Below are 18,492 nucleotides of genomic sequence, written 5' to 3' on the forward strand. Positions count from 1 at the left end.
CGGCAGTGCCCAGGACGACGGACGGCGACGGAGCACCTGTTCCGCAGCGGCTGCTGGCCGCCGCCACCCGGCTCTTCGCCGAGCAGGGCTACGACCGGACCTCGGTGCAGGAGATCGTGGAGGCGGCCGGCGTCACCAAGGGGGCGCTGTACCACTACTTCGGCTCCAAGGACGATCTGCTGCACGAGGTGTACGCGCGCATGCTCCGCGTCCAGCAGGAGCGGCTCGACCACTTCGCCGACATGGACGCGCCCGTGGAGACCCGGCTGCGGGAAGCGGCGGCGGACGTCGTGGTGTCGACCATCGAGAACCTGGACGACGCCTCGATCTTCTTCCGCTCCATGCACCAGCTGAGCCCGGAGAAGCACAAGCAGGTACGGGCCGAACGGCGCCGCTACCACGAACGGTTCCGCGCGCTCATCGAGGAGGGCCAGAAGTCCGGCGTCTTCTCCACCGCCACCCCGGCCGACCTGGTGGTGGACTACCACTTCGGTTCCGTCCACCATCTGTCCACCTGGTACCGCCCGGACGGACCGCTGAGCCCCCAGCAGGTCGCCGACCACCTCGCGGACCTGCTGCTGCGCGCGCTGCGCCCCTGAACGCCGGTGACCCGCGCCCGTGAGCGCAGGCAAGGGGCGGCCTCCTTCGCGGGCCGCCCCTCACCCGTGTCCGCCTACAGGTACTTCTTCAGCTCCCGCCGCGCCAGCGACCGCTGGTGCACCTCGTCCGGGCCGTCGGCCAGCATCAGGGTGCGGGCGGCGGCGTAGACCTCGGCCAGCGGGAAGTCCTGGCTCACCCCGCCCGCGCCGTGCAGCTGGATCGCCCGGTCCAGGATGTCGACCACCGCGCGCGGGGTGGCGATCTTGATGGCCTGGATCTCGGTGTGCGCGCCCCGGTTGCCGACGGTGTCCATCAGCCAGGCCGTCTTCAGCACCAGCAGCCGCAGCTGCTCGACCGTCACCCGGGCGTCGGCGATCCAGTTCTGCACCACGCCCTGCTGGGCCAGCGGCTTGCCGAACGCCGTACGCGAGACCGCGCGCCGGCACATCAGCTCGATCGCCCGCTCGGCCATGCCGATCAGCCGCATGCAGTGGTGGATCCGGCCGGGGCCGAGCCGGGCCTGCGCGATGGCGAAGCCGCCGCCCTCCTCGCCGATCAGATGGGACACCGGCACCCGCACCCGGTCGAAGACCACCTCGGCGTGTCCGCCGTGCGAGTGGTCCTCGTAGCCGAACACCCGCATGGCCCGCCGGACGGTCACCCCGGGCGTGTCGCGCGGGACCAGGACCATGGACTGCTGGCGGCGGATGTCCGCGCCGTCCGGGTCCGTCTTGCCCATCACGATGAAGATCCGGCAGTCCGGGCTCATCGCCCCGGAGATGTACCACTTGCGGCCGGTGATGACGTATTCGTCGCCGTCCCGCTCGATCAGGGTGGTGATGTTGGTGGCGTCCGAGGAGGCTACCTCCGGCTCGGTCATCGCGAACGCGGACCGGATCTCACCGGCGAGCAGCGGCTCCAGCCACTGCTTCTTCTGCGCCTCGTCGCCGAACTGCGCCAGCACCTCCATGTTCCCGGTGTCGGGCGCCGCGCAGTTGGTCGCGGTGGGCGCCAGGTGCGGGGAGCGGCCGGTGATCTCGGCGAGCGGCGCGTACTGGAGGTTCGTCAGGCCCGCGCCGTACTCCGTGTCGGGCAGGAACAGGTTCCACAGGCCCTGCCTGCGGGCCTCCGCCTTCAGCTCCTCCACCACCGCCGGGGTGTCCCACGGCGAGGCGAGCGCGGCCCGCTGCTCCTCGGCGACCGGCTCGGCCGGGTAGACGTACTCGTCCATGAAGGCGAGCAGCTTGGCCCGCATCTCCTCGGTACGCGCGTCGAACGCGAAGTCCATGACGGTCAGCCTTCCTGAAGGGTGGTCAGTCCGTGGTCGATGAAGACGGGCACCAGCTCGCCGATCCGGTCGAAGCCGCGCCCGACCGTCTGGCCCAGCGTGAAGCGGTAGTGGATGCCCTCCAGGATCACGGCGAGCTTGAAGAACGCGAACGCCTCGTACCAGGGGACGGCCGAGACGTCCCGCCCGGAGCGCGCCGCGTACCGCTCGATCAGCTCCTCGGGCGCGGGGTGCCCCGGTGCCTCGGCGGTGGTGGAGACGGGGGAGTTCGGCAGGTCCAGGGAGCGGCTGTACATCACCAGCAGACCGAGGTCGGTCAGCGGGTCGCCGAGCGTGGACATCTCCCAGTCGAGGATCGCCGTGATCCGGTCGTCCGCCCCGATCAGCACATTGTCCAGCCGGTAGTCGCCGTGCACGACGGTGGCGGCGGGCGAGCCGGGGAGCCCCCGGCCCAGTGCGGCGTGGAGTTCGTCGATGCCGGGCAGCTCGCGGTTGCGGGAGGCGTCCAGCTGCTTGCCCCAGCGGCGCAGCTGCCGGTCCAGATAGCCCTCCGGGCGGCCGAAGTCGCCGAGGCCCACCTCGGCGGGGTCCACCGCGTGCAGCTCGACCAGCGTGTCCACCAGGGACAGCACCGCGCCCCGCACCCGCTGCTCGCCGAGCGGGGCGAGCTGTGCGGAGGTGCGGTACGGCGTGCCCGCGACGAACTCCATCATGTAGAACGGCGCGCCGAGCACCTCCTCGTCCTCGCACAGCAGCACCGGCGCGGGGACCGGTACGGAGGTGGGGTGCAGGGCGCTGATCACCCGGTGCTCGCGCTTCATGTCGTGCGCGGTGGCGAGGACATGGCCGAGCGGCGGGCGGCGCACCACCCACTTCGAGGTGCCGTCGGAGAGCGCGTAGGTGAGGTTCGACCGGCCGCCCTCGATCAGCCGCCCGGTGAGCGGCCCCCGCACCAGCCCAGGGCGCTCCCGCTCCAGCAGGGCGCGCAGCCGGTCCAGGTCCAGTCCGGGCGGGTGGTCGGCGCTCATGTGTCACTCCTGTGAACGGTCGGATAGCAGGACTCGACTCATGATGCCGACCGGTCGGTATGTCGTCCAGTGTGTGCGGCGAACAGGACGGGAAACGTGACGGGGACCACCGGGTTCCGGGTGCGCGGGAGGCTCAGCTCTGGGCGTTCCCGGTGTTCCCGGCGCGGAACCGCGCGAGCCGCTCGTACGCGGCCAGCCCGTCCGGCACCCACTCCCACTCGCCGAGGCGCGCCTCGACCTCCTCCTCGGAGAGGAAGGCGTGCCACTGCACCTCCTCCACCTGCGGGTTCACTGGCAGCTCGCAGCGCACCTCGTACACCGCCGACCACCAGGTCTTCCCGGCGCCGTCGTCGTAGAGGAACGTGAAGAGATGCGTCGGCCGGGGCAGCCCGGACACGCCGAGCTCCTCCTCGGCCTCCCGCAGCGCCGCCTCGTCATAGGACTCGCCCGCGCCCACGACCCCGCCGACGAACGGGTCGTACAGGGCGGGGAAGACCAGCTTGGTCGCCGTACGCCGGTGCACGAAGAGCCGGCCGGCCGCGTCCCGGGCCTGGATGAAGACACAGCGGTGGCGCAGCCCGCGCCGGTACACCTCACCGCGCGGCAACTGCCCGACGACGCGGTCGTGTTCGTCGACGACGTCGAGGATCTCGTCAGCAGGATTCATGCCCTCATCCAAGCACGGGGGCGCGCGCCGCGGTGGAAGGCTTCAACGGCGCTGGAGTTCGTGGGCCGGGGGCTCCGACTCCGTGGTGCCGCAGGGCATCGCCGGGTGCATCCCGAGCAGCACGATGCCCCCGACCACGCCCGCGAGCCCGGCCGCCTCCCAGGCCAGCGCCCCGGTGTCGGTGCGCAGCCGGTCGCCGAGGAAGCCCACCCCGCACAGGATTCCGGCGAGCGGCTCGGCGGCGGTGAGCGCGGGCAGCGACATCCGCAGCGGCGCCGTCTCGAACGCGCTCTGCACCAGCACGAGACCGGTCACCCCGCACACGAACACGCCGTACGGCTGCCAGCTGGTGAGCAGATCCGCGAAGCCGCCGTCGGAGAAGAGGGTGCCGCTCACCCGGGTCAGCGCGTCCTGCACCCCGTAGAGCAGCCCGGCGGCCAGGGCCAGCAGTACGGCGGTCCAGTTCAGCCGGGAGCGCTTGGCGTATGTCGTCAGGGCCAGGGCCACGCCCACCACCACGCCGATGATCAGCCAGTGCCGCAGCGGATCCGCGATGGCGTTGCCCGCCCGCGGCTCACCCGCCGTGATGAACGCGCTCACCCCGCCCGCGAGCAGCAGCAGCCCCGCCCAACCCTGCCGTCCCAGCGGCTGTTTGGTCTGGTACCGGGAGAGCGCGAGCGCGAACAGCAGATTGGTCGCGAGCAGCGGCTCCACCAGCGAGATCTCACCCTTGCCGAGCGCCACCGCGCCCAGCACCATGCCGGCCACCATCAGCCCGAGCCCGCCCAGCCAGCGCGGCACCCGCATCAGGTCGAGCAGCAGCCGCAGCGACAGGAAGTCGCTCAGCGGCGCCCGTTGCGCGGCGTTCTGCTGGAGCACGAAGCCGAGGCCCAGACAGCAGGCCGCGCTCACGGCGAGGAGGAGAACCAGAACGGACACGCTGCGTACCTCGATCATCCGGCCGGACCACGGACGCGTAGTGGCCGACTGTAGCGCCCCCGGGACGGCATTGCCCCGGAAGAACCCGGAAAGGGGCGGTTGACCCGCCATGGTCGGCGCCGGGGGCGCGGGGCGCCATGGCGTACGCCACACATCCCGGCACGACGGGGCGCGCGACGGCATGGCATACGCCACAGCGCCGCACCGCACCCCGGTCCCGGGCCGGTTCCGGCCCGGCCTCACGGTCGGTCACGTATCCGCGCCTATACCCCAATTTCCCTGCTACGAACGGTAGTTGAACCCATTAACATCAGCGTTCCGCTTGACGCAAACCTTGGCCTGCGGGTTTGCTGTGTGTGATCGGCCGATGGCAGCCCGAGAAACAGGAAGTCCTGCGGTGTCACCACTCCCGCCTCTGCTCGACGTGCGCCGGGCCCGCACGGCCCCCTCCGGCGCCACCGCCCCGGACCTCCCCGGCGGTTACGACGACGCCCTGGACGACGCCGAACTGCGCACCGCCCGCGCCGCGTTGGTCCAGGGCCGCCGCCAGGCCGCCCGCTCCCTGCTGCTGCACACCGGCGACGACTGGGACCGCAGGGGCCACCGGCTGACCGCGCTCGCCCGCGAGCCGTACGCCGCCGCCTGGGCCTGGGACTGGCTCCAGGCCGAACCCGGCTCCCCGGACGCCGCCGCCCTGCTCGCGCTCGCCCGCGTCCAGCGCGCCCTGCGCGGCCGGGAGAACCCCGAGCGGGCCCGCGAGGCGTGCGAGCGGGCCGCCGCGCTCGCCCCCGCCGACCCCACCCCCTGGCTCGGGCTGCTCCGGCTCGCCCGGATCGTCGGGCCCGAGCGGGAGGTCTTCGACGTGTTCGCCGAGGTGCGCCGCCGCCACCCCGAGCACCACCACGCCCACCACCTCCTCGTCGCCCGCCTCGCCGAACGGCCTTCGGGCGGGCGGTACGAGTCCCACGAGGTGTACGACCTCGCCGAGCTGGCCGCCGCCGAGGCCCCCGCCGACTCCCCGCTGGCCGTGCTGCCGGTCGTCGCCCTCGCCGAGCGCTACCGGGTGCTCGCCGCCACCGGCCTCGCCCCGGCCGACCCCACCGCCTCGGCGCACTGGTCCGGGCCGCGCGCCCGCCGGATCCTGCGGGCCGGCTTCGACTGGTGGCTGGAGTGGGAGCAGGACGAGCACCCCCGCCGCCACATCGATCTCAACCACCTGGCGTTCGCGCTGTCCTGCGCGGGCCGCCCGGCCGAGGCCGCCGTCCTCTTCCGGCGCATCGGCGCCCACGCCACCCGGGCCCCCTGGAGCTACCCGCACCGCGACCCGCGCGCCGCCTTCCGCACGGCCCGCGCCCAGGCCTCGGCATTCCTCGCGCATCCCTGAGGCATTCCTCGCGCACCCCTGAATTCCTTACGAATCCCTGACCGGGGCCCCGATTCCCTGGCCACCCCGCAGGCCCGGTGTTCGAATGAGGAGGTGAACCCCGAACCCCCCGAGGAACGGGACGGCACCCCCGTCGGCCGCCGCGTCTTCCTCGGCACCCTCGGCCTGGGCGCCCTCGGCGTGCTCGCCGCGCCCACCCTGCAACGCGCCCTGGAGGGCCTCGCCGGCAAGGACCCGACGGGCCTGACCGGGCTGCTGCCCAACGGCGGCGGCTTCCGCTACTACTCGGTCGCTGCCTCCGTCCCCGACAAGAACGCCACGGACTACCGCCTGACCGTCGGCGGCCTGGTCGACCGCCCCCGCGCCTACACCCTCGCCGAGCTGCGCGCCCTCCCGCAGACCCGGCTGGTCAAGGACGTCCAGTGCGTCACCGGCTGGCGGGTCCCCGGCACCCCCTTCGAGGGCGTACGCCTCGCCGACCTCCTCGACGCGGCCGGGGTCCGCCGCGGCGCCAAGGCGATCCGCTTCACCTGCTTCGACGGCACCTACACCGAGAGCCTCACCCTCGACCAGGCCCGCCGCCCGGACGTCCTGGTCGCCCTGCGCATGCAGAACAAGGACATCGGCCACGACCACGGCGGCCCCGTCCGCCTCTATGTCGCCCCCATGTACTTCTACAAGTCCGCCAAGTGGCTCTCCGGCATCACCGTCACCGACCGCGTCGAGCCGGGCTACTGGGAGAACCTGGGCTACGACGTCGACGCCTGGGTCGGCCGTTCGAACGGACGCACCGATGAGCCTACGAGCTGACACCCCGGCCCGCCCCGCCGCCCGGATCCGCCGCTTCTCCCGGGCCGAACGCTGGGTGCACCGGACCACGGCCGCGCTGATGGGCGTGTGCGTGGCGACCGCGGCCGTCCTCTATATCCCCCAGCTCGCCGTCCTGGTCGGCCGCCGCGCCCTGGTGGTCCGCGTCCACGAGTGCGCCGGGCTCGCGCTGCCCGTCCCCGTCCTGCTGGGCCTGGCCTCCCGCGCCTTCCGCGCCGATCTGCGCTTCCTCAACCGGTTCGGCCCGCACGACAGGGTCTGGCTGCGGGCCGCCCTGCGCCGCGACCGGCGCCGACAGGCGCGCCCGGCGGGCAAGTTCAACGCCGGGCAGAAGATCTACGCCGCCTGGATCGCCGGGGCGACCCTGGTCATGCTCGGCACCGGCCTGCTGATGTGGTTCACCCATCTCGCCCCGCTGGTCTGGCGCACCTCCGCCACCTTCGTCCACGACTGGCTCGCCCTCACCATCGCGGTCGTCCTGGCCGGTCATATCGGCATGGCGCTGGGCGACCCGGAGTCGCGGGAGGGGCTGCGCACGGGCACGGTCAGCCAGGAATGGGCGAAACGGCAGCACCCGCTGTGGCGAACGCGCCCGCGCCCCTGAACGGGTTCCGGTACGACGACGGAGGCCCGCCCCCCCTTTTTCGAGGGGCGGGCCTCCGCCGTCGTACCGCCGTCGCTACACCACCAGTGACAGCACCAGCACCAGCGCGCCGCCGACCACCGACAGGATCGTCTCCATGATCGACCAGGTCTTGACGGTCTGGCCGACGGTGAGCCCGAAGTACTCCTTGACCAGCCAGAACCCGGCGTCGTTGACGAAGCTGAAGAAGAGCGAGCCGGCGCCGATCGCCAGGACCAGCAGCGCGGTGTGCGTGGTCGACATGTCGGCCGCGAGCGGGGCGACCAGACCGGCCGCCGAGACCGTCGCCACCGTCGCCGAGCCGGTCGCGAGCCGGATCACCACGGCGATCAGCCAGGCCAGCAGCACCGCCGGGATCGACCAGCTCTTGGAGACGTCCAGGATCATCTGGCCGACACCGCAGTCGATCAGCGTCTGCTTGAAGCCGCCGCCCGCGCCCACGATCAGCAGGATGCCGGCGATGGGCATCAGGCCCTTCTCCACCGTGGCCTGGAGCCGCTCCTTGCTGAACCCGGCGGGCCGGCCCAGCGTGAAGAAGCCGACGATCACCGCGGCGAGCAGGGCGATCAGCGGGGCGCCGATGACATCGAAGGCACGCTGCGTGGTGTTCGCCGGGTCGTCGATGACGATGTCCACCAGCGCCTTGAGCAGCATCAGCGCCACCGGCAGCAGGATGGTGACGAGCGTCGCGGCGAAGCTCGGACGGCGGGTCAGCTCCTGCGAGGGCCGCTGCGGCAGCATCCGCTCGGGCGCCGGTACGTCCACCCAGCGGGCCGCGACCTTCGAGAACAGCGGGCCGCCGACGATCACCGTCGGGATGGCGACCAGGATGCCGAACGCCAGCGTCACACCCAGGTTGGCGTGCAGCGCGGAGATCGCGACCAGCGGGCCGGGGTGCGGCGGGATCAGACCGTGCATCACGGACAGACCGGCCAGCGCCGGGATACCGATGCGCATCAGGGAGTAGTTGCCGCGCTTGGCGACCATCAGCACGACCGGGATCAGCAGCACGATGCCGACCTCGAAGAAGATCGGCAGCCCGATCACGGAGGCGATGAGCACCATCGCCCACGGCATCGCCCGGCCGCCGGCCCTGGCCAGGATCGTGTCCACGATCTGGTCCGCGCCCCCGGAGTCGGCGAGCAGTTTGCCGAGCGTGGCGCCCAGTGCGATCAGCACACCGACGCTCGCGACCGTGGCGCCGAGCCCGGTGGTGAAACTGGTGAGCACCTTGTCGAGGGGCGCGCCGGCCGCCGCGCCGAGCGCCAGCGACCCGATGGTCAGCGCCAGAAAGGCATGCAGCTTGAACTTGGTGATGAGCAGGACGATCACCGCGATGCCCACCAGGACGGCGATGCCCAGCTGGGCGTGTCCTGCGGTGGAGATCGGCGGAGGGGCGTCCGCTGCCAGCATCTCGACGCTGAGTCTGGTCACGGGGGTTCCTTGCGGTTACGGGGAGTTGGGGAACGCTACTGCTGCGCGGATGCGGTGGACAGCCCGTCCAGTGCCAGTACGGCGCGTTCGGCGATCTCCTCGGGGCCACCGGCGACGTCCACGGCGACGCCCGCCTCGTCCGGCCCGAGGGGCTCCAGCGTGGCGAACTGCGAGTCCAGCAGCGCCGTCGGCATGAAGTGGCCCTGCCGGTGCGCCATCCGGTCCTCGATCAGCTTCCGGTCGCCCGTCAGATGCACGAACACGACCCCGGGCGCCACCGCCCGCAGCCGGTCGCGGTACGCGCGCTTCAGCGCCGAACTGCTGACCACCCCGCCGAGCCCCGCCCGCCCGTGCGCCCAGTGGCCGATGGCGTCCAGCCAGGGCAGGCGGTCGCTGTCGTCCAGCGGTATACCGGCCGTCATCTTGTCGATGTTGGCCTTGGGGTGGAAGTCGTCGCCCTCGGCGTACGGGACGCCCAGCCGCGCGGCGAGCAGGGGACCGATCGTGGTCTTGCCCGTCCCCGCGACGCCCATCACGACGACGACCTGGGGGGTTCGCATGTACTGCCTCGCTGTCTTCCTCGACATCCGACGCCACGGCGGCGTCGCCACACTGAAACCTATTAGGTACGACGAATTCAAGAGTCTGTGATGTATAAGTCTGACTTTTTGTTTCCGTGACCTACGCCGTACGCTGAGTGCATGAGCACACCGGGCCGGGGGCTGCACGGCCGCGTACTGGACAGCCTCGGCCCCGCGATCACCGCGGGCGAGTACCCGCCGGGCAGCATCCTGCGCACCGACGAACTCGCTCAGCACTTCGAGGTGTCACGCTCCGTGATGCGCGAGGCGGTGCGGGTCCTCGAATCGATGCACCTGGTCGAGTCCCGCCGCCGCGTGGGCGTCACCGTCCGCCCCAAGAGCGAGTGGAACGTCTACGACCCGCAGGTCATCCGCTGGCGGCTGGCCGGCGCCGACCGCCCACACCAGCTGCGCTCGCTCACCGTGCTGCGCTCCGCGATCGAACCGGCCGCGGCCGGACTCGCGGCCCGGCACGCCACCGCCGAGCAGTGCGCCGAACTCACCGAGTGCGCGCTCGGCATGGTCGCCCACTCACGCGGCCACCGGCTCGCGGAGTACCTGTTCCACGACGTCGCCTTCCACCGGGTCATCCTCACCGCCTCCGGCAACGAGATGTTCGCCCGCCTCGGCGATGTCGTGGCCGAGGTGCTGACCGGCCGCACCCAGCACGAGGTCATGTTCGAGGACCCCGACCCGGCGGCCGTCACCCTGCACGTCCGGGTCGCCGAGGCGGTGCGCGCCCGGGACGCCGTCCGCGCCGAGGAACTCACCCGGCAGATCACCGTGGGCGCCCTCCAGGAACTGGACATCCTGGCGCCCTGACCGAGGCGCGGCAGCCGGGAATCGTCGGACGGGCCCTACTCCAGGAAGTCCCCGTCCACGTACACCCACGCCCCGTCCACCCGCTCGAACCGGCTGCGCTCACACAGCGAGCCGCCCCGGTAGGAGGCGCGGAAGGTCACCGTCCCGGTGGTGTGGAAGGCGGACCCGTCGGCGGCGTCGAGGATCTCCAGACCGGTCCACCGCATCCGCGGATCGAGGTCGAGCCGCTCCGGCCGGGTCCGTGGATGCCAGGTGCGCAGCAGATACCCCGCGTCCCCCTTGACGAAGGCGCAGTACCGCGAGCGCATCAGCAGCTCGGCGGTCGGCGCGCCCGCCGCGCCCGAGTGGAAACGGCCGCAGCAGGCGTCGTAGGACTGCGGCAGTCCGCAGGGGCAGGTACGCGTGGTCATGCGCCCCATTGTGCCGGGACGGGACGGGCGCACCGGGCCCGGGGCAGGGGAGGCGTCCGCCGCCGGCCGGGTGCACAGTGGAGAACGGGCGGACCCGCAGCGGACGTACGGCCCGACGCGCCCGGGGCCCGCTCCGCGAGGAGGAGGGACGGACGATGACCCGACCCGTGAGCAGCCATCACCCGCCGGCCGTCAAGGAGTGGCGGCTGAACCTGTATCTGTCCGAGCACGACCCGGACACCACGGCCCGGATCGTCCTGGACACCGGGGACAACGTCCTGGAGAGCCACGCCGAGGCCCGCCGCAACCCGTACGACCGCGACATGCCCGAGATCGGCGACGAACTCGCCGCCGGACGCGCCCTGATCGCCATGGGCCGGCTGCTGGTACGCGCGGCCAACGGCGACATGCGGGCGCTGGGCGCGATCGACACGGAGAGCAGCCCCGCACCGCTCTGGCTGCCCCGGGAGTGAGGTGCCCGCCGTGCGGTTCGCCGACCGGCCGGAGGCGGGGCGCAGACTCGGCGCCCGCCTGGAAGCGCTGCGGGGCCCGGACGTGGTGGTGCTCGGACTGCCGCGCGGGGGAGTACCGGTGGCCGCCGAGGTCGCCGACGCCCTGGACGCCCCGCTGGACGTCTGCCTCGTGCGCAAACTCGGGGTGCCGTACCAGCCCGAACTGGCGATGGGCGCGATCGGCGAGGACGGCGTACGGGTGCTCAACGCGGACGTGCTGCGCGGCACCGGCGTCCGCGACGACGAACTCGCCCGGGTCGAGGAGCGCGAGCGCCGGGTGCTCGCCGAACGCGCCGAACGCTACCGGGGCGAGTGCCCCTCCGTCCCGCTCACCGGCCGCACCGCCGTGGTCGTCGACGACGGGGTGGCCACCGGCTCCACCGCCCGGGTCGCCTGCCGGGTCGCCCGCGCCCGCGGCGCCGCCCGCATCGTGCTCGCGGCCCCCGTCGCCCCCCGCGACGTCGCCCGCCGCCTCGGCGGCGACGCCGACGACGTCGTCTGCCTGGAGACACCCTGGGACTTCGCCGCCGTCGGACAGTTCTACGACGACTTCACCCAGACCGAGGACGCGGAGGTCACGGCGTGTCTGCGCCAGGCACGGCGACGGCGCCCGAACCCCGGACCGAGCGGCCACGACGCCGAACGGGACGTGACCGTACCCACCGGTGCCGCACGGGAGGTGACCGTGCCCGCCGGTGCCGTACGGCTGGGCGGCGGCCTGACCGTGCCCGAGGGCGCCACCGGCGTCATCGCCTTCGCGCACGGCAGCGGCAGCAGCCGGCACAGCCCCCGCAACCGGCACGTCGCCGAGGGCCTGCACCGCGCCGGGCTCGGCACCCTGCTGTTCGACCTGCTCACCGACGCGGAGGCCCGGGACCGCGACAACGTGTTCGACATCCCGCTGCTGGCCGCCCGGCTGCTCGCCGCCACCCACTGGCTGCGCGCGGAGCCCACGACCTCCGGCCTCGCCCTCGGCTACTTCGGCGCCAGCACCGGCGCGGCCGCCGCCCTGTGGGCCGCGCCCGAGGGGCACCCCGCCGCCGTCGTCTCCCGGGGCGGCCGCCCCGACCTCGCCGGACCCCGGCTCCCCGAGGTCACCGCGCCCACCCTGCTGATCGTCGGTGGCGCCGACCCACTCGTCCTCGACCTCAACCGGGACGCGCGGTCCCGGCTGCGCTGCGAGAACCGGCTGGAGACCGTCCCCGGCGCCACCCACCTCTTCGAGGAACCCGGCACGTTGGAGAGAGTGACCGAACTGGCCCGCGACTGGTTCACGGACCACCTGGCACCCGCGCACGTGTAGGCCCGACCGCCGCCCCGCGTCGTGGTGCCCGCGTGAAGCTCAGCGCCCGCCCTTGCGCAGAAACCGCCGCAGCCGGGTCAGCGGCCAGGTGTTGATCACCTCGTCCGGGGTCAGCCAGCCGCGCTGGGCGGTGCCGATGCCGTACCGCAGCTGCGCCAGCTGCGGCACCGAGTGCGCATCGGTGTTCACCGCGAACCGCACCCCGTGCGTCCGTGCCCGCAGGATGTCCTCGTCCCCGAGGTCCAGCCGGTCCGGCTGCGCGTTGACCTCCAGCGCGGTCCCGGAGCGCGCGCAGGCCGCGAACACCTCGTCCCAGTCCGCGTCCACCCCGGCCCGGCGGCCGATCAGCCGGGTGGTGGGATGCCCGAGGATGTTCACGTACGGGTTCTCCACCGCCCGCACCAGCCGCCGGGTCATCGCCTTGCGGCCGAGGTCGAAGTGCGAGTGCAGCGAGGCCACGCACAGATCGAAACCGGCCAGGAACTCGTCCGGCCAGTCGAGCCCGCCGTCCGGCCCGATGTTCAGCTCGGTGCCGTGCAGCAGCCGCATCCGATGATGCGTCCCGTCCAGCTCCCGCAGCCGCTCCCGCTGGGCGAGGATCTTCTCGTCCGTCATCCGCTGCATGGACAGATCCGGCGCGTGATCGGTCACCGCGTAGTACGCGTACCCGCGCTTCGCCGCCGCCTCCACCATGACGTCCAGGGACGCCAGACCGTCGGTGAGATCCGTGTGCGTGTGCAGATCACCGCGGACGTCCCGCTCGGTCACCACCTCGGGCAGCTCCCCGCGCAGCGCCGCCTCGATCTCCCCGCGGTCCTCCCGCAGCGTCGGCACGATCCACGGCAGCCCGAGCCGCGCGTACACCTCCTCCTCGGTGCGCGAGGCCAGCGACTCCCCGCTCTCCGTGTCGAACACGCCGTACTCCGACAGCTTCAGCCCCTCGCGCACGGCGATCGTCCGGGTGCGGATGTTGTGCGCCTTGGACCCGGTGAAGTACTGGAGTCCCGCGCCCCACGACTCCGGCGGCAGCACCCGCAGATCCACCTGGAGCCCCTTGCCGGTGCGCACCGACGTCTTCTTGGTGCCCCGCGCGATCACCTCGGCGGTGCCCGGCAGCTCGCACAGCGCCGCCATGAACGGCCCCGACTTCCGCGCCGCCACCAGGATGTCCAGATCCCCGACGGTCTCCCGCATCCGCCGCAGCGACCCCGCGTACGCGCACCTCCGGCACCCGGTCACCTCTTCCAGCGCGCCGACGATCCCCTCGGCGGTGTCCAGCGCGAGCGCCAACGGCACCCGCGCCCCGGCCCCCCCGCAGCAGCTCGATCCCGTGCCGGATGTTGTCCTGCGTCTTCTCCCCGAACCCCTTGAGATCGGCCAGCCGGTCCGCCTCGATCGCCGCGGCCAGCTCGCTCACCGAGGAGATGTGCAGATCCTCGTACAGCCGCAGCGCCTTCTTCGGCCCGAGCGTCGGGATGGTGATCAACTCCCGCACCCCGGCGGGAATCCTGGCCCGCCGCTCCTCGACGGCCGCCATCTTCCCGGTCCGCAGAAACTCGATCACCTTCTCGGCGATCGACCGCCCCACATTCGGGATCTCCCGCAGCCCCTCCTCGTCGAGCTTCGAGACATCCGCCGGATACCCCCCGACGGCCCGCGCCGCCTTCTCGTAGGCACGCGCCTTGAACGCGTCACCTCCGGTGATCGCGATGAGATCCGCGTACTCCCGCAGAACCGCCTCGACCTCGCCATTGACCCGGGCCACACATCGAGTCTAGGAACCCGGCCGCATCCGGGCATGCGAAAGGCCCCCGCAGAGCAGGGGCCTTCACTGGTGTCCGAGGGGGGACTTGAACCCCCACGCCCGATAAAGGGCACTAGCACCTCAAGCTAGCGCGTCTGCCATTCCGCCACCCGGACAAGGTGTCTGTCGTGCGCGGTTTTCCCTCGGCGGGGTTTCCCTCGCGGCGACAGAGGAAACATTACCAGGCTTTCGGGGGGTGACTGATCACCCCCCGGCCTGGGGCGGGCGGGCGTGAACGGCGTGTGACGGGCCGGGACCGGTCTTGGGCCGAGGGCGGGCGCGGAGAGAGGATGAGGGGGACCCACCAGCAGGGAAGCGGGAGGAAGCAGCGTGAGCGAGAAGGACACGGCCCAGGGCGTCACCGGTGAGGACGAGGTCGTGGACCTCTGCCGCGATCTGATCCGGTTCGACACCAGCAACTACGGCGACCACTCCGGGCCCGGCGAGCGCCAGGCCGCCGAGTGGGTCGCCGAGAAGCTCGCGGAGGTCGGCCTGGAGCCGGAGATCTACGAGTCCCACCCCGGCCGCGCCTCCACCGTGGCCCGCATCGCGGGGGAGGACCCCTCCCGGCCCGCCCTGCTGATCCACGGCCACCTGGACGTCGTACCGGCCAACGCCGACGACTGGACCCACCACCCCTTCTCCGGCGAGATCGCCGACGGGTGCGTATGGGGGCGCGGGGCGGTCGACATGAAGGACATGGACGCCATGACCCTCGCGGTGGTGCGCGACCGGCTGCGCAGCGGGCGGCGGCCCCCCCGCGACATCGTCGTCGCCTTCCTCGCCGACGAGGAGGCGGGCGGCACCTTCGGCGCCCGCCACCTGGTCGACCACCACCCCGAGCTGTTCGAGGGCGTCACCGAGGCGATCAGCGAGGTCGGCGGCTTCTCCTTCACGGTGAACGAGCACCGGCGGCTCTATCTGATCCAGACGGCCGAGAAGGGCATGCACTGGATGAAGCTCACCGTGGCCGGCACCGCCGGGCACGGCTCCATGATCCACCGCGACAACGCCATCACCGAGCTGTCCGAGGCGGTCGCCCGGGTCGGCCGGCACAAGTTCCCGGTGCGGGTCACCAAGACCACCCGGGCCTTCCTCGACGAGCTGGGCGACGCGCTCGGCACCGAGCTGGACCCCGAGGACATGGAGGCGACCATCGCCAAGCTCGGCGGCATCGCCAAACTGATCGGCGCGACCCTGAGCAACACCGCCAACCCGACCCAGCTGAACGCCGGTTACAAGGTCAACGTCATCCCCGGCGAGGCCACCGCGCACCTCGACGGCCGCTTCCTGCCCGGCTACGAGGAGGAGTTCCTCGGCGACCTCGACCGGCTGCTCGGCCCGCATGTGCGCCGCGAGGACGTGCACGCGGACAAGGCCGTCGAGACCAGCTTCGACGGGGCGCTGGTCGAGGCCATGCAGTCCGCGCTGCTCGCCGAGGACCCCATCGCCAAGGCGGTCCCGTACATGCTCTCCGGCGGCACCGACGCCAAGTCCTTCGACGACCTCGGCATCCGCGGCTTCGGCTTCGCCCCGCTGAAGCTGCCGCCGGAGCTGGACTTCGCCGGCATGTTCCACGGCGTGGACGAGCGGGTGCCGGTGGACGGCCTCCAGTTCGGCGTGCGGGTGCTCGACCGGTTCATCGACGCGTCCTGAGCTGCCGCCGGGGCGTTCGAACCGGGCCGCCTCGGCTTCGGGCGCGCGTTCGAGATCGACTGAGAAGGGTGAATGCGACCATAAGCTCGTAGCTCCATTACTCCCTCCTCGTTACAGGTGATGCGACCCCGCACCTTGGGGCCGCTTTGCCAACGAGGAGGAACAATGATCAAGAAGGTCGTCGCTGCCGCGGCTGCCACCGGTGGGCTGGTTCTCGCGGGCGCGGGCCTGGCCGTCGCCGACTCCGGTGCCCAGGGTGCCGCCCTGCACTCCCCGGGTGTCGTCTCCGGCAACGTCATCCAGGTGCCCGTGCACGTTCCGGTGAACGTGTGCGGCGACACGATCAACGTGATCGGGCTCCTGAACCCCGCCTTCGGCAACACCTGCGTCAACAGCTGACACCGGTTCCCCGGAGGGGCTTTCCACCCCGAGGGGCGTCTTCTTTCAGCCGTCGGCCTCGGAGCGCGCGCCATGCGCTCCGAGGCCGACCGGCCTTTTCCAGACAGTGAAGGCAAGCGAAGGCAGGGGGGTACGCAGCAATGCGACAAGGAACCCGTAAGGGTCTGATGACCATGGCGGCGGCGACCGGGGTACTCGCCGCCGCGACCGGTATGGCACACGCGGACGCGGGCGCGTCCGGCGCCGCCACCGGCTCACCCGGCGTGCTGTCCGGCAACACCGTGCAGGTGCCGGTGCATGTGCCGGTGAACGTCTGCGGCAACACCGTCAATGTCGTCGGGCTCCTCAACCCGGCGATGGGCAACGCCTGCGCCAACCCCGGCGGCGGCCACGGAGGTCAGGGCCACGGCGGCGCCGGCGGTCCAGGGGGAGCGAGCGCCGGCGGACACACCTCCGGCTCGCCGGGCGTGGGATCGGGCAACACCGTCCAGGTGCCGATCGACGTCCCGGTGAACGCGTGCGGCAACAGCGTCGACGTCATCGGCGTGGGCAACCCCGCCCTGGGCAACGACTGCTCCAACGGCGGCGGTACGCACGGCCTTCCGCCGGGCGGCGGCCACACCACCCCGCCGAGCCACCCCGGTCACCCGGGCCACCCTGGCCACCCCGGTCACCCGAGTCACCCTGGCCACCCGAGCCACCCGACTCAGCCGGGCACGCCCACCACTCCGGGCAAGCCGACCACCCCGGGCACTCCGCACCAGCCGGGCACCCCGGCGACCCCGCCCGCCCACCAGGTGCATGTGCCGCAGGCGCCCTCGGCGTCCCTGACCACGGGGCAGCTCGCGCACACCGGCAGTGATCTGCCGCTGGGCCTCGCGCTGCCGGCCGGCGCGGGCGCGCTGATCGCGGGCGCCGTGCTCTACCGCAAGGCACGGGCCAGGGCCTGAACCGGCGGACGGTCATGCCATGACGCGCGGCGAAAACGCGCCGTGACGGGCGGTGAAGATGCCGTGACGGGTGGCGCATGAGGAGCGGGTCCGGCCTTGTCGGCGGGCCCGCTCCGCCGCTTGCGTGCCCCCGTCGCCCTCAGCGGTCCCGCCTCACCAGGTGGCCCGCAGCTGGCGGATGATCCGCCGCCGCAGCCGCACCTTGCGGCTGCCGTCGCGCAGCAGGCTCAGGCGGTCCAACTCCCAGTGTCCGTACTCGGCATGGTCCGTCAGCAGACGTGTGGTCTCCTTGCGGGACACCCCGCGAGGCACATACACGTCGACAAATTCGTATTCCGGCATCGCATCTATTGTGCGGGCTGGTGCCCGGTACGGATAGCGTCTGCACTATGTCTGATGCTGCGCAGCCCACCGCTGCCGAGGTACGCGCCGCCGCCGAGGCGATCAAGAACGCGCTCGACCGTCACCTGGCGGCGGTCGAACGCAGGTCAGGAGACGACGACCCGGCCGTTTTCGAGGCGTTCAACCAGCTGGCCGCGGCCGCCGAGGTGTACGACGAGCTGCTCTACGACCGCTACGACGAGGTCACCCCCTTCGAGATCCCCGGCGCCGACGAGACGCTGCCGCCGTACGCGGGCCCCGAGGAACCCCATGCGATCAGCGTGCTGATCCGCCGCGACTACACCGTGGCGGAGCCCCAGCGGCTGCTGGCCCAGGCCGAGCGGGTCGAGGCCGCGGAGGACTTCGAGGACCTCGCCGGGCTGGACGAGGACGCCGCAGGCACCGTTCCCGGCGCGCTCGGCCTGCTCTTCGGCGAGTTCGAACCGGACGAGATCGCCTCCCGGCACAAGGAGTTCGGCCTGGAGGAGGGCGACTCCACGCTCTGGGTCACCGCGGCCGACGAGGCCCCGGAGGCCGGGGAGTGGCTGGAGGCCCCCTTCGAGCACTTCGATCCACAGGCGGTGGTCTGCCGCTTCGACGTCAGCGCGGTGTTCGACGACGAGGACGACGAACACGACGAACACGACGACACCGACCCGGACGCCGAGGACGACGACCTGGAGTTCGTGGACGACGAGGACCTGGACGAGGCCCACGACGAGCACGACGGCGAGGCCGACGGCGCGGGCGTCCGGGGCGCCGGCAGGTGACCTCGGCGGCGGTGCCGTGACGGCGCGAAGCCGGTACGGCACCGCCGCACAGCGCCGTCCCGGGTGATCCCATCCCGACGGCGCCGGGGCGCC

General features: G+C 72.4%; 19 protein-coding genes, 1 tRNA gene and 1 pseudogene. 11 read left to right on the top strand and 10 right to left on the bottom strand.

Features of this window, described 5'->3' with window-relative positions:
- Positions 1-5 precede the first annotated feature (5 nt).
- The gene (locus AB0N90_RS32610; RefSeq protein WP_361681239.1) at positions 6-599 is read left to right on the top strand and encodes a TetR/AcrR family transcriptional regulator; all 594 of its coding nucleotides are present in this window, start codon (positions 6-8) and stop codon (positions 597-599) included.
- Between the two features lie 74 nt (positions 600-673).
- On the opposite strand, the gene AB0N90_RS32615 is transcribed toward AB0N90_RS32610, so the two are convergent.
- From AB0N90_RS32615 to AB0N90_RS32630, 4 genes are all read right to left on the bottom strand, one after another.
- On the bottom strand, positions 674-1,888 hold the full coding sequence (locus tag AB0N90_RS32615; protein WP_365202619.1) for an acyl-CoA dehydrogenase family protein: 1,215 nt from the start codon (positions 1,886-1,888) through the stop codon (positions 674-676).
- A 5-nt stretch (positions 1,889-1,893) separates the two neighbouring features.
- On the bottom strand, positions 1,894-2,916 hold the full coding sequence (locus AB0N90_RS32620) for a phosphotransferase family protein (protein WP_365202621.1): 1,023 nt from the start codon (positions 2,914-2,916) through the stop codon (positions 1,894-1,896).
- Positions 2,917-3,049: 133 nt separating this feature from the next.
- Entirely contained in the window at positions 3,050-3,583 is a 534-nt protein-coding gene (locus tag AB0N90_RS32625; protein WP_365202623.1) for an NUDIX domain-containing protein, read from the bottom strand.
- A gap of 42 nt (positions 3,584-3,625) precedes the next feature.
- Complete coding sequence (locus tag AB0N90_RS32630) at positions 3,626-4,522, bottom strand: DMT family transporter (RefSeq protein ID WP_365202625.1); 897 nt, start codon at positions 4,520-4,522, stop codon at positions 3,626-3,628.
- A 397-nt stretch (positions 4,523-4,919) separates the two neighbouring features.
- Here AB0N90_RS32630 and AB0N90_RS32635 point away from each other — a divergent pair, with 397 nt between their 5' ends.
- The 3 genes from AB0N90_RS32635 (at position 4,920) to AB0N90_RS32645 (ending at position 7,338) form a co-directional block, all read left to right on the top strand.
- Complete coding sequence (locus tag AB0N90_RS32635; RefSeq protein ID WP_365202626.1) at positions 4,920-5,906, top strand: hypothetical protein; 987 nt, start codon at positions 4,920-4,922, stop codon at positions 5,904-5,906.
- Positions 5,907-5,999: 93 nt separating this feature from the next.
- Positions 6,000-6,716 (top strand): molybdopterin-dependent oxidoreductase, encoded by a 717-nt coding sequence (locus tag AB0N90_RS32640; protein ID WP_365202627.1) that lies wholly within the window; start codon positions 6,000-6,002, stop codon positions 6,714-6,716.
- A complete protein-coding gene (locus AB0N90_RS32645) occupies positions 6,700-7,338 on the top strand; it encodes a cytochrome b/b6 domain-containing protein (RefSeq protein WP_365202629.1) in 639 nt (212 codons plus the stop codon). Before AB0N90_RS32640 ends, AB0N90_RS32645 begins: the two co-directional genes overlap by 17 nt.
- Before the next feature lie 75 nt (positions 7,339-7,413).
- Here AB0N90_RS32645 and AB0N90_RS32650 read toward each other — a convergent pair whose 3' ends face one another.
- Both AB0N90_RS32650 and AB0N90_RS32655 read right to left on the bottom strand, forming a co-directional pair.
- Complete coding sequence (locus AB0N90_RS32650) at positions 7,414-8,811, bottom strand: gluconate:H+ symporter (RefSeq protein ID WP_128789354.1); 1,398 nt, start codon at positions 8,809-8,811, stop codon at positions 7,414-7,416.
- A gap of 35 nt (positions 8,812-8,846) precedes the next feature.
- Positions 8,847-9,371 (bottom strand): gluconokinase, encoded by a 525-nt coding sequence (locus AB0N90_RS32655; protein ID WP_361681215.1) that lies wholly within the window; start codon positions 9,369-9,371, stop codon positions 8,847-8,849.
- 141 nt (positions 9,372-9,512) lie between these two features.
- Between AB0N90_RS32655 and AB0N90_RS32660 the strand changes: the two genes are divergently transcribed.
- Positions 9,513-10,214, top strand: coding sequence for an FCD domain-containing protein (locus AB0N90_RS32660; protein ID WP_037661936.1), 702 nt, complete (start codon positions 9,513-9,515; stop codon positions 10,212-10,214).
- 35 nt (positions 10,215-10,249) lie between these two features.
- On the opposite strand, the gene AB0N90_RS32665 is transcribed toward AB0N90_RS32660, so the two are convergent.
- Positions 10,250-10,633, bottom strand: a complete 384-nt coding sequence (locus AB0N90_RS32665) for a YchJ family metal-binding protein (protein WP_365202631.1) — start codon at positions 10,631-10,633, stop codon at positions 10,250-10,252.
- 146 nt (positions 10,634-10,779) lie between these two features.
- Here AB0N90_RS32665 and AB0N90_RS32670 point away from each other — a divergent pair, with 146 nt between their 5' ends.
- Both AB0N90_RS32670 and AB0N90_RS32675 read left to right on the top strand, forming a co-directional pair.
- Positions 10,780-11,097: a dsRBD fold-containing protein gene (locus tag AB0N90_RS32670; protein WP_365202633.1), complete on the top strand. Its 318-nt coding sequence runs from the start codon at positions 10,780-10,782 to the stop codon at positions 11,095-11,097.
- Positions 11,098-11,107: 10 nt separating this feature from the next.
- Positions 11,108-12,439: a phosphoribosyltransferase family protein gene (locus AB0N90_RS32675; RefSeq protein WP_365202635.1), complete on the top strand. Its 1,332-nt coding sequence runs from the start codon at positions 11,108-11,110 to the stop codon at positions 12,437-12,439.
- A 39-nt stretch (positions 12,440-12,478) separates the two neighbouring features.
- Here the strand turns inward: AB0N90_RS32675 and polX are convergent.
- Together polX and AB0N90_RS32685 are read right to left on the bottom strand one after the other, a co-directional pair.
- A pseudogene (polX, locus tag AB0N90_RS32680) lies at positions 12,479-14,204 on the bottom strand (DNA polymerase/3'-5' exonuclease PolX).
- Positions 14,205-14,271: 67 nt separating this feature from the next.
- A tRNA-Leu gene (locus AB0N90_RS32685) sits at positions 14,272-14,359 on the bottom strand.
- A 214-nt stretch (positions 14,360-14,573) separates the two neighbouring features.
- Here AB0N90_RS32685 and AB0N90_RS32690 point away from each other — a divergent pair.
- The 3 genes from AB0N90_RS32690 (at position 14,574) to AB0N90_RS32700 (ending at position 17,248) form a co-directional block, all read left to right on the top strand.
- Complete coding sequence (locus AB0N90_RS32690; protein ID WP_361681199.1) at positions 14,574-15,899, top strand: M20/M25/M40 family metallo-hydrolase; 1,326 nt, start codon at positions 14,574-14,576, stop codon at positions 15,897-15,899.
- 165 nt (positions 15,900-16,064) lie between these two features.
- Positions 16,065-16,298 (top strand): chaplin ChpH, encoded by a 234-nt coding sequence (gene chpH / locus AB0N90_RS32695; RefSeq protein WP_085563988.1) that lies wholly within the window; start codon positions 16,065-16,067, stop codon positions 16,296-16,298.
- 140 nt (positions 16,299-16,438) lie between these two features.
- On the top strand, positions 16,439-17,248 hold the full coding sequence (locus tag AB0N90_RS32700) for a chaplin (protein WP_365202637.1): 810 nt from the start codon (positions 16,439-16,441) through the stop codon (positions 17,246-17,248).
- Positions 17,249-17,401: 153 nt separating this feature from the next.
- Here AB0N90_RS32700 and AB0N90_RS32705 read toward each other — a convergent pair whose 3' ends face one another.
- On the bottom strand, positions 17,402-17,590 hold the full coding sequence (locus AB0N90_RS32705) for a DUF5703 family protein (RefSeq protein ID WP_037661951.1): 189 nt from the start codon (positions 17,588-17,590) through the stop codon (positions 17,402-17,404).
- 47 nt (positions 17,591-17,637) lie between these two features.
- On the opposite strand from AB0N90_RS32705, the gene AB0N90_RS32710 reads away from it, so the two are divergent.
- Positions 17,638-18,399: a hypothetical protein gene (locus AB0N90_RS32710; protein WP_365202639.1), complete on the top strand. Its 762-nt coding sequence runs from the start codon at positions 17,638-17,640 to the stop codon at positions 18,397-18,399.
- The last annotated feature ends 93 nt before the right edge of the window (positions 18,400-18,492 follow it).

The organism is Streptomyces sp. NPDC093018 (assembly GCF_040684035.1).
GTDB lineage: Bacteria > Actinomycetota > Actinomycetes > Streptomycetales > Streptomycetaceae > Streptomyces > Streptomyces murinus.

Excerpts from the sequence above, each read along its gene's own strand:
- AB0N90_RS32615 (WP_365202619.1), bottom strand. The coding sequence starts at position 1,888 with ATGGACTTCGCGTTCGACGCGCGTACCGAGGAGATGCGGGCCAAGCTG.
- AB0N90_RS32620 (WP_365202621.1), bottom strand. The coding sequence starts at position 2,916 with ATGAGCGCCGACCACCCGCCCGGACTGGACCTGGACCGGCTGCGCGCC.
- AB0N90_RS32625 (WP_365202623.1), bottom strand. The coding sequence starts at position 3,583 with ATGAATCCTGCTGACGAGATCCTCGACGTCGTCGACGAACACGACCGC.
- AB0N90_RS32645 (WP_365202629.1), top strand. The coding sequence starts at position 6,700 with ATGAGCCTACGAGCTGACACCCCGGCCCGCCCCGCCGCCCGGATCCGC.
- AB0N90_RS32655 (WP_361681215.1), bottom strand. The coding sequence starts at position 9,371 with ATGCGAACCCCCCAGGTCGTCGTCGTGATGGGCGTCGCGGGGACGGGC.
- AB0N90_RS32660 (WP_037661936.1), top strand. The coding sequence starts at position 9,513 with ATGAGCACACCGGGCCGGGGGCTGCACGGCCGCGTACTGGACAGCCTC.
- AB0N90_RS32665 (WP_365202631.1), bottom strand. The coding sequence starts at position 10,633 with ATGGGGCGCATGACCACGCGTACCTGCCCCTGCGGACTGCCGCAGTCC.
- AB0N90_RS32670 (WP_365202633.1), top strand. The coding sequence starts at position 10,780 with ATGACCCGACCCGTGAGCAGCCATCACCCGCCGGCCGTCAAGGAGTGG.
- chpH (WP_085563988.1), top strand. The coding sequence starts at position 16,065 with ATGATCAAGAAGGTCGTCGCTGCCGCGGCTGCCACCGGTGGGCTGGTT.
- AB0N90_RS32700 (WP_365202637.1), top strand. The coding sequence starts at position 16,439 with ATGCGACAAGGAACCCGTAAGGGTCTGATGACCATGGCGGCGGCGACC.
- AB0N90_RS32705 (WP_037661951.1), bottom strand. The coding sequence starts at position 17,590 with ATGCCGGAATACGAATTTGTCGACGTGTATGTGCCTCGCGGGGTGTCC.
- AB0N90_RS32710 (WP_365202639.1), top strand. The coding sequence starts at position 17,638 with ATGTCTGATGCTGCGCAGCCCACCGCTGCCGAGGTACGCGCCGCCGCC.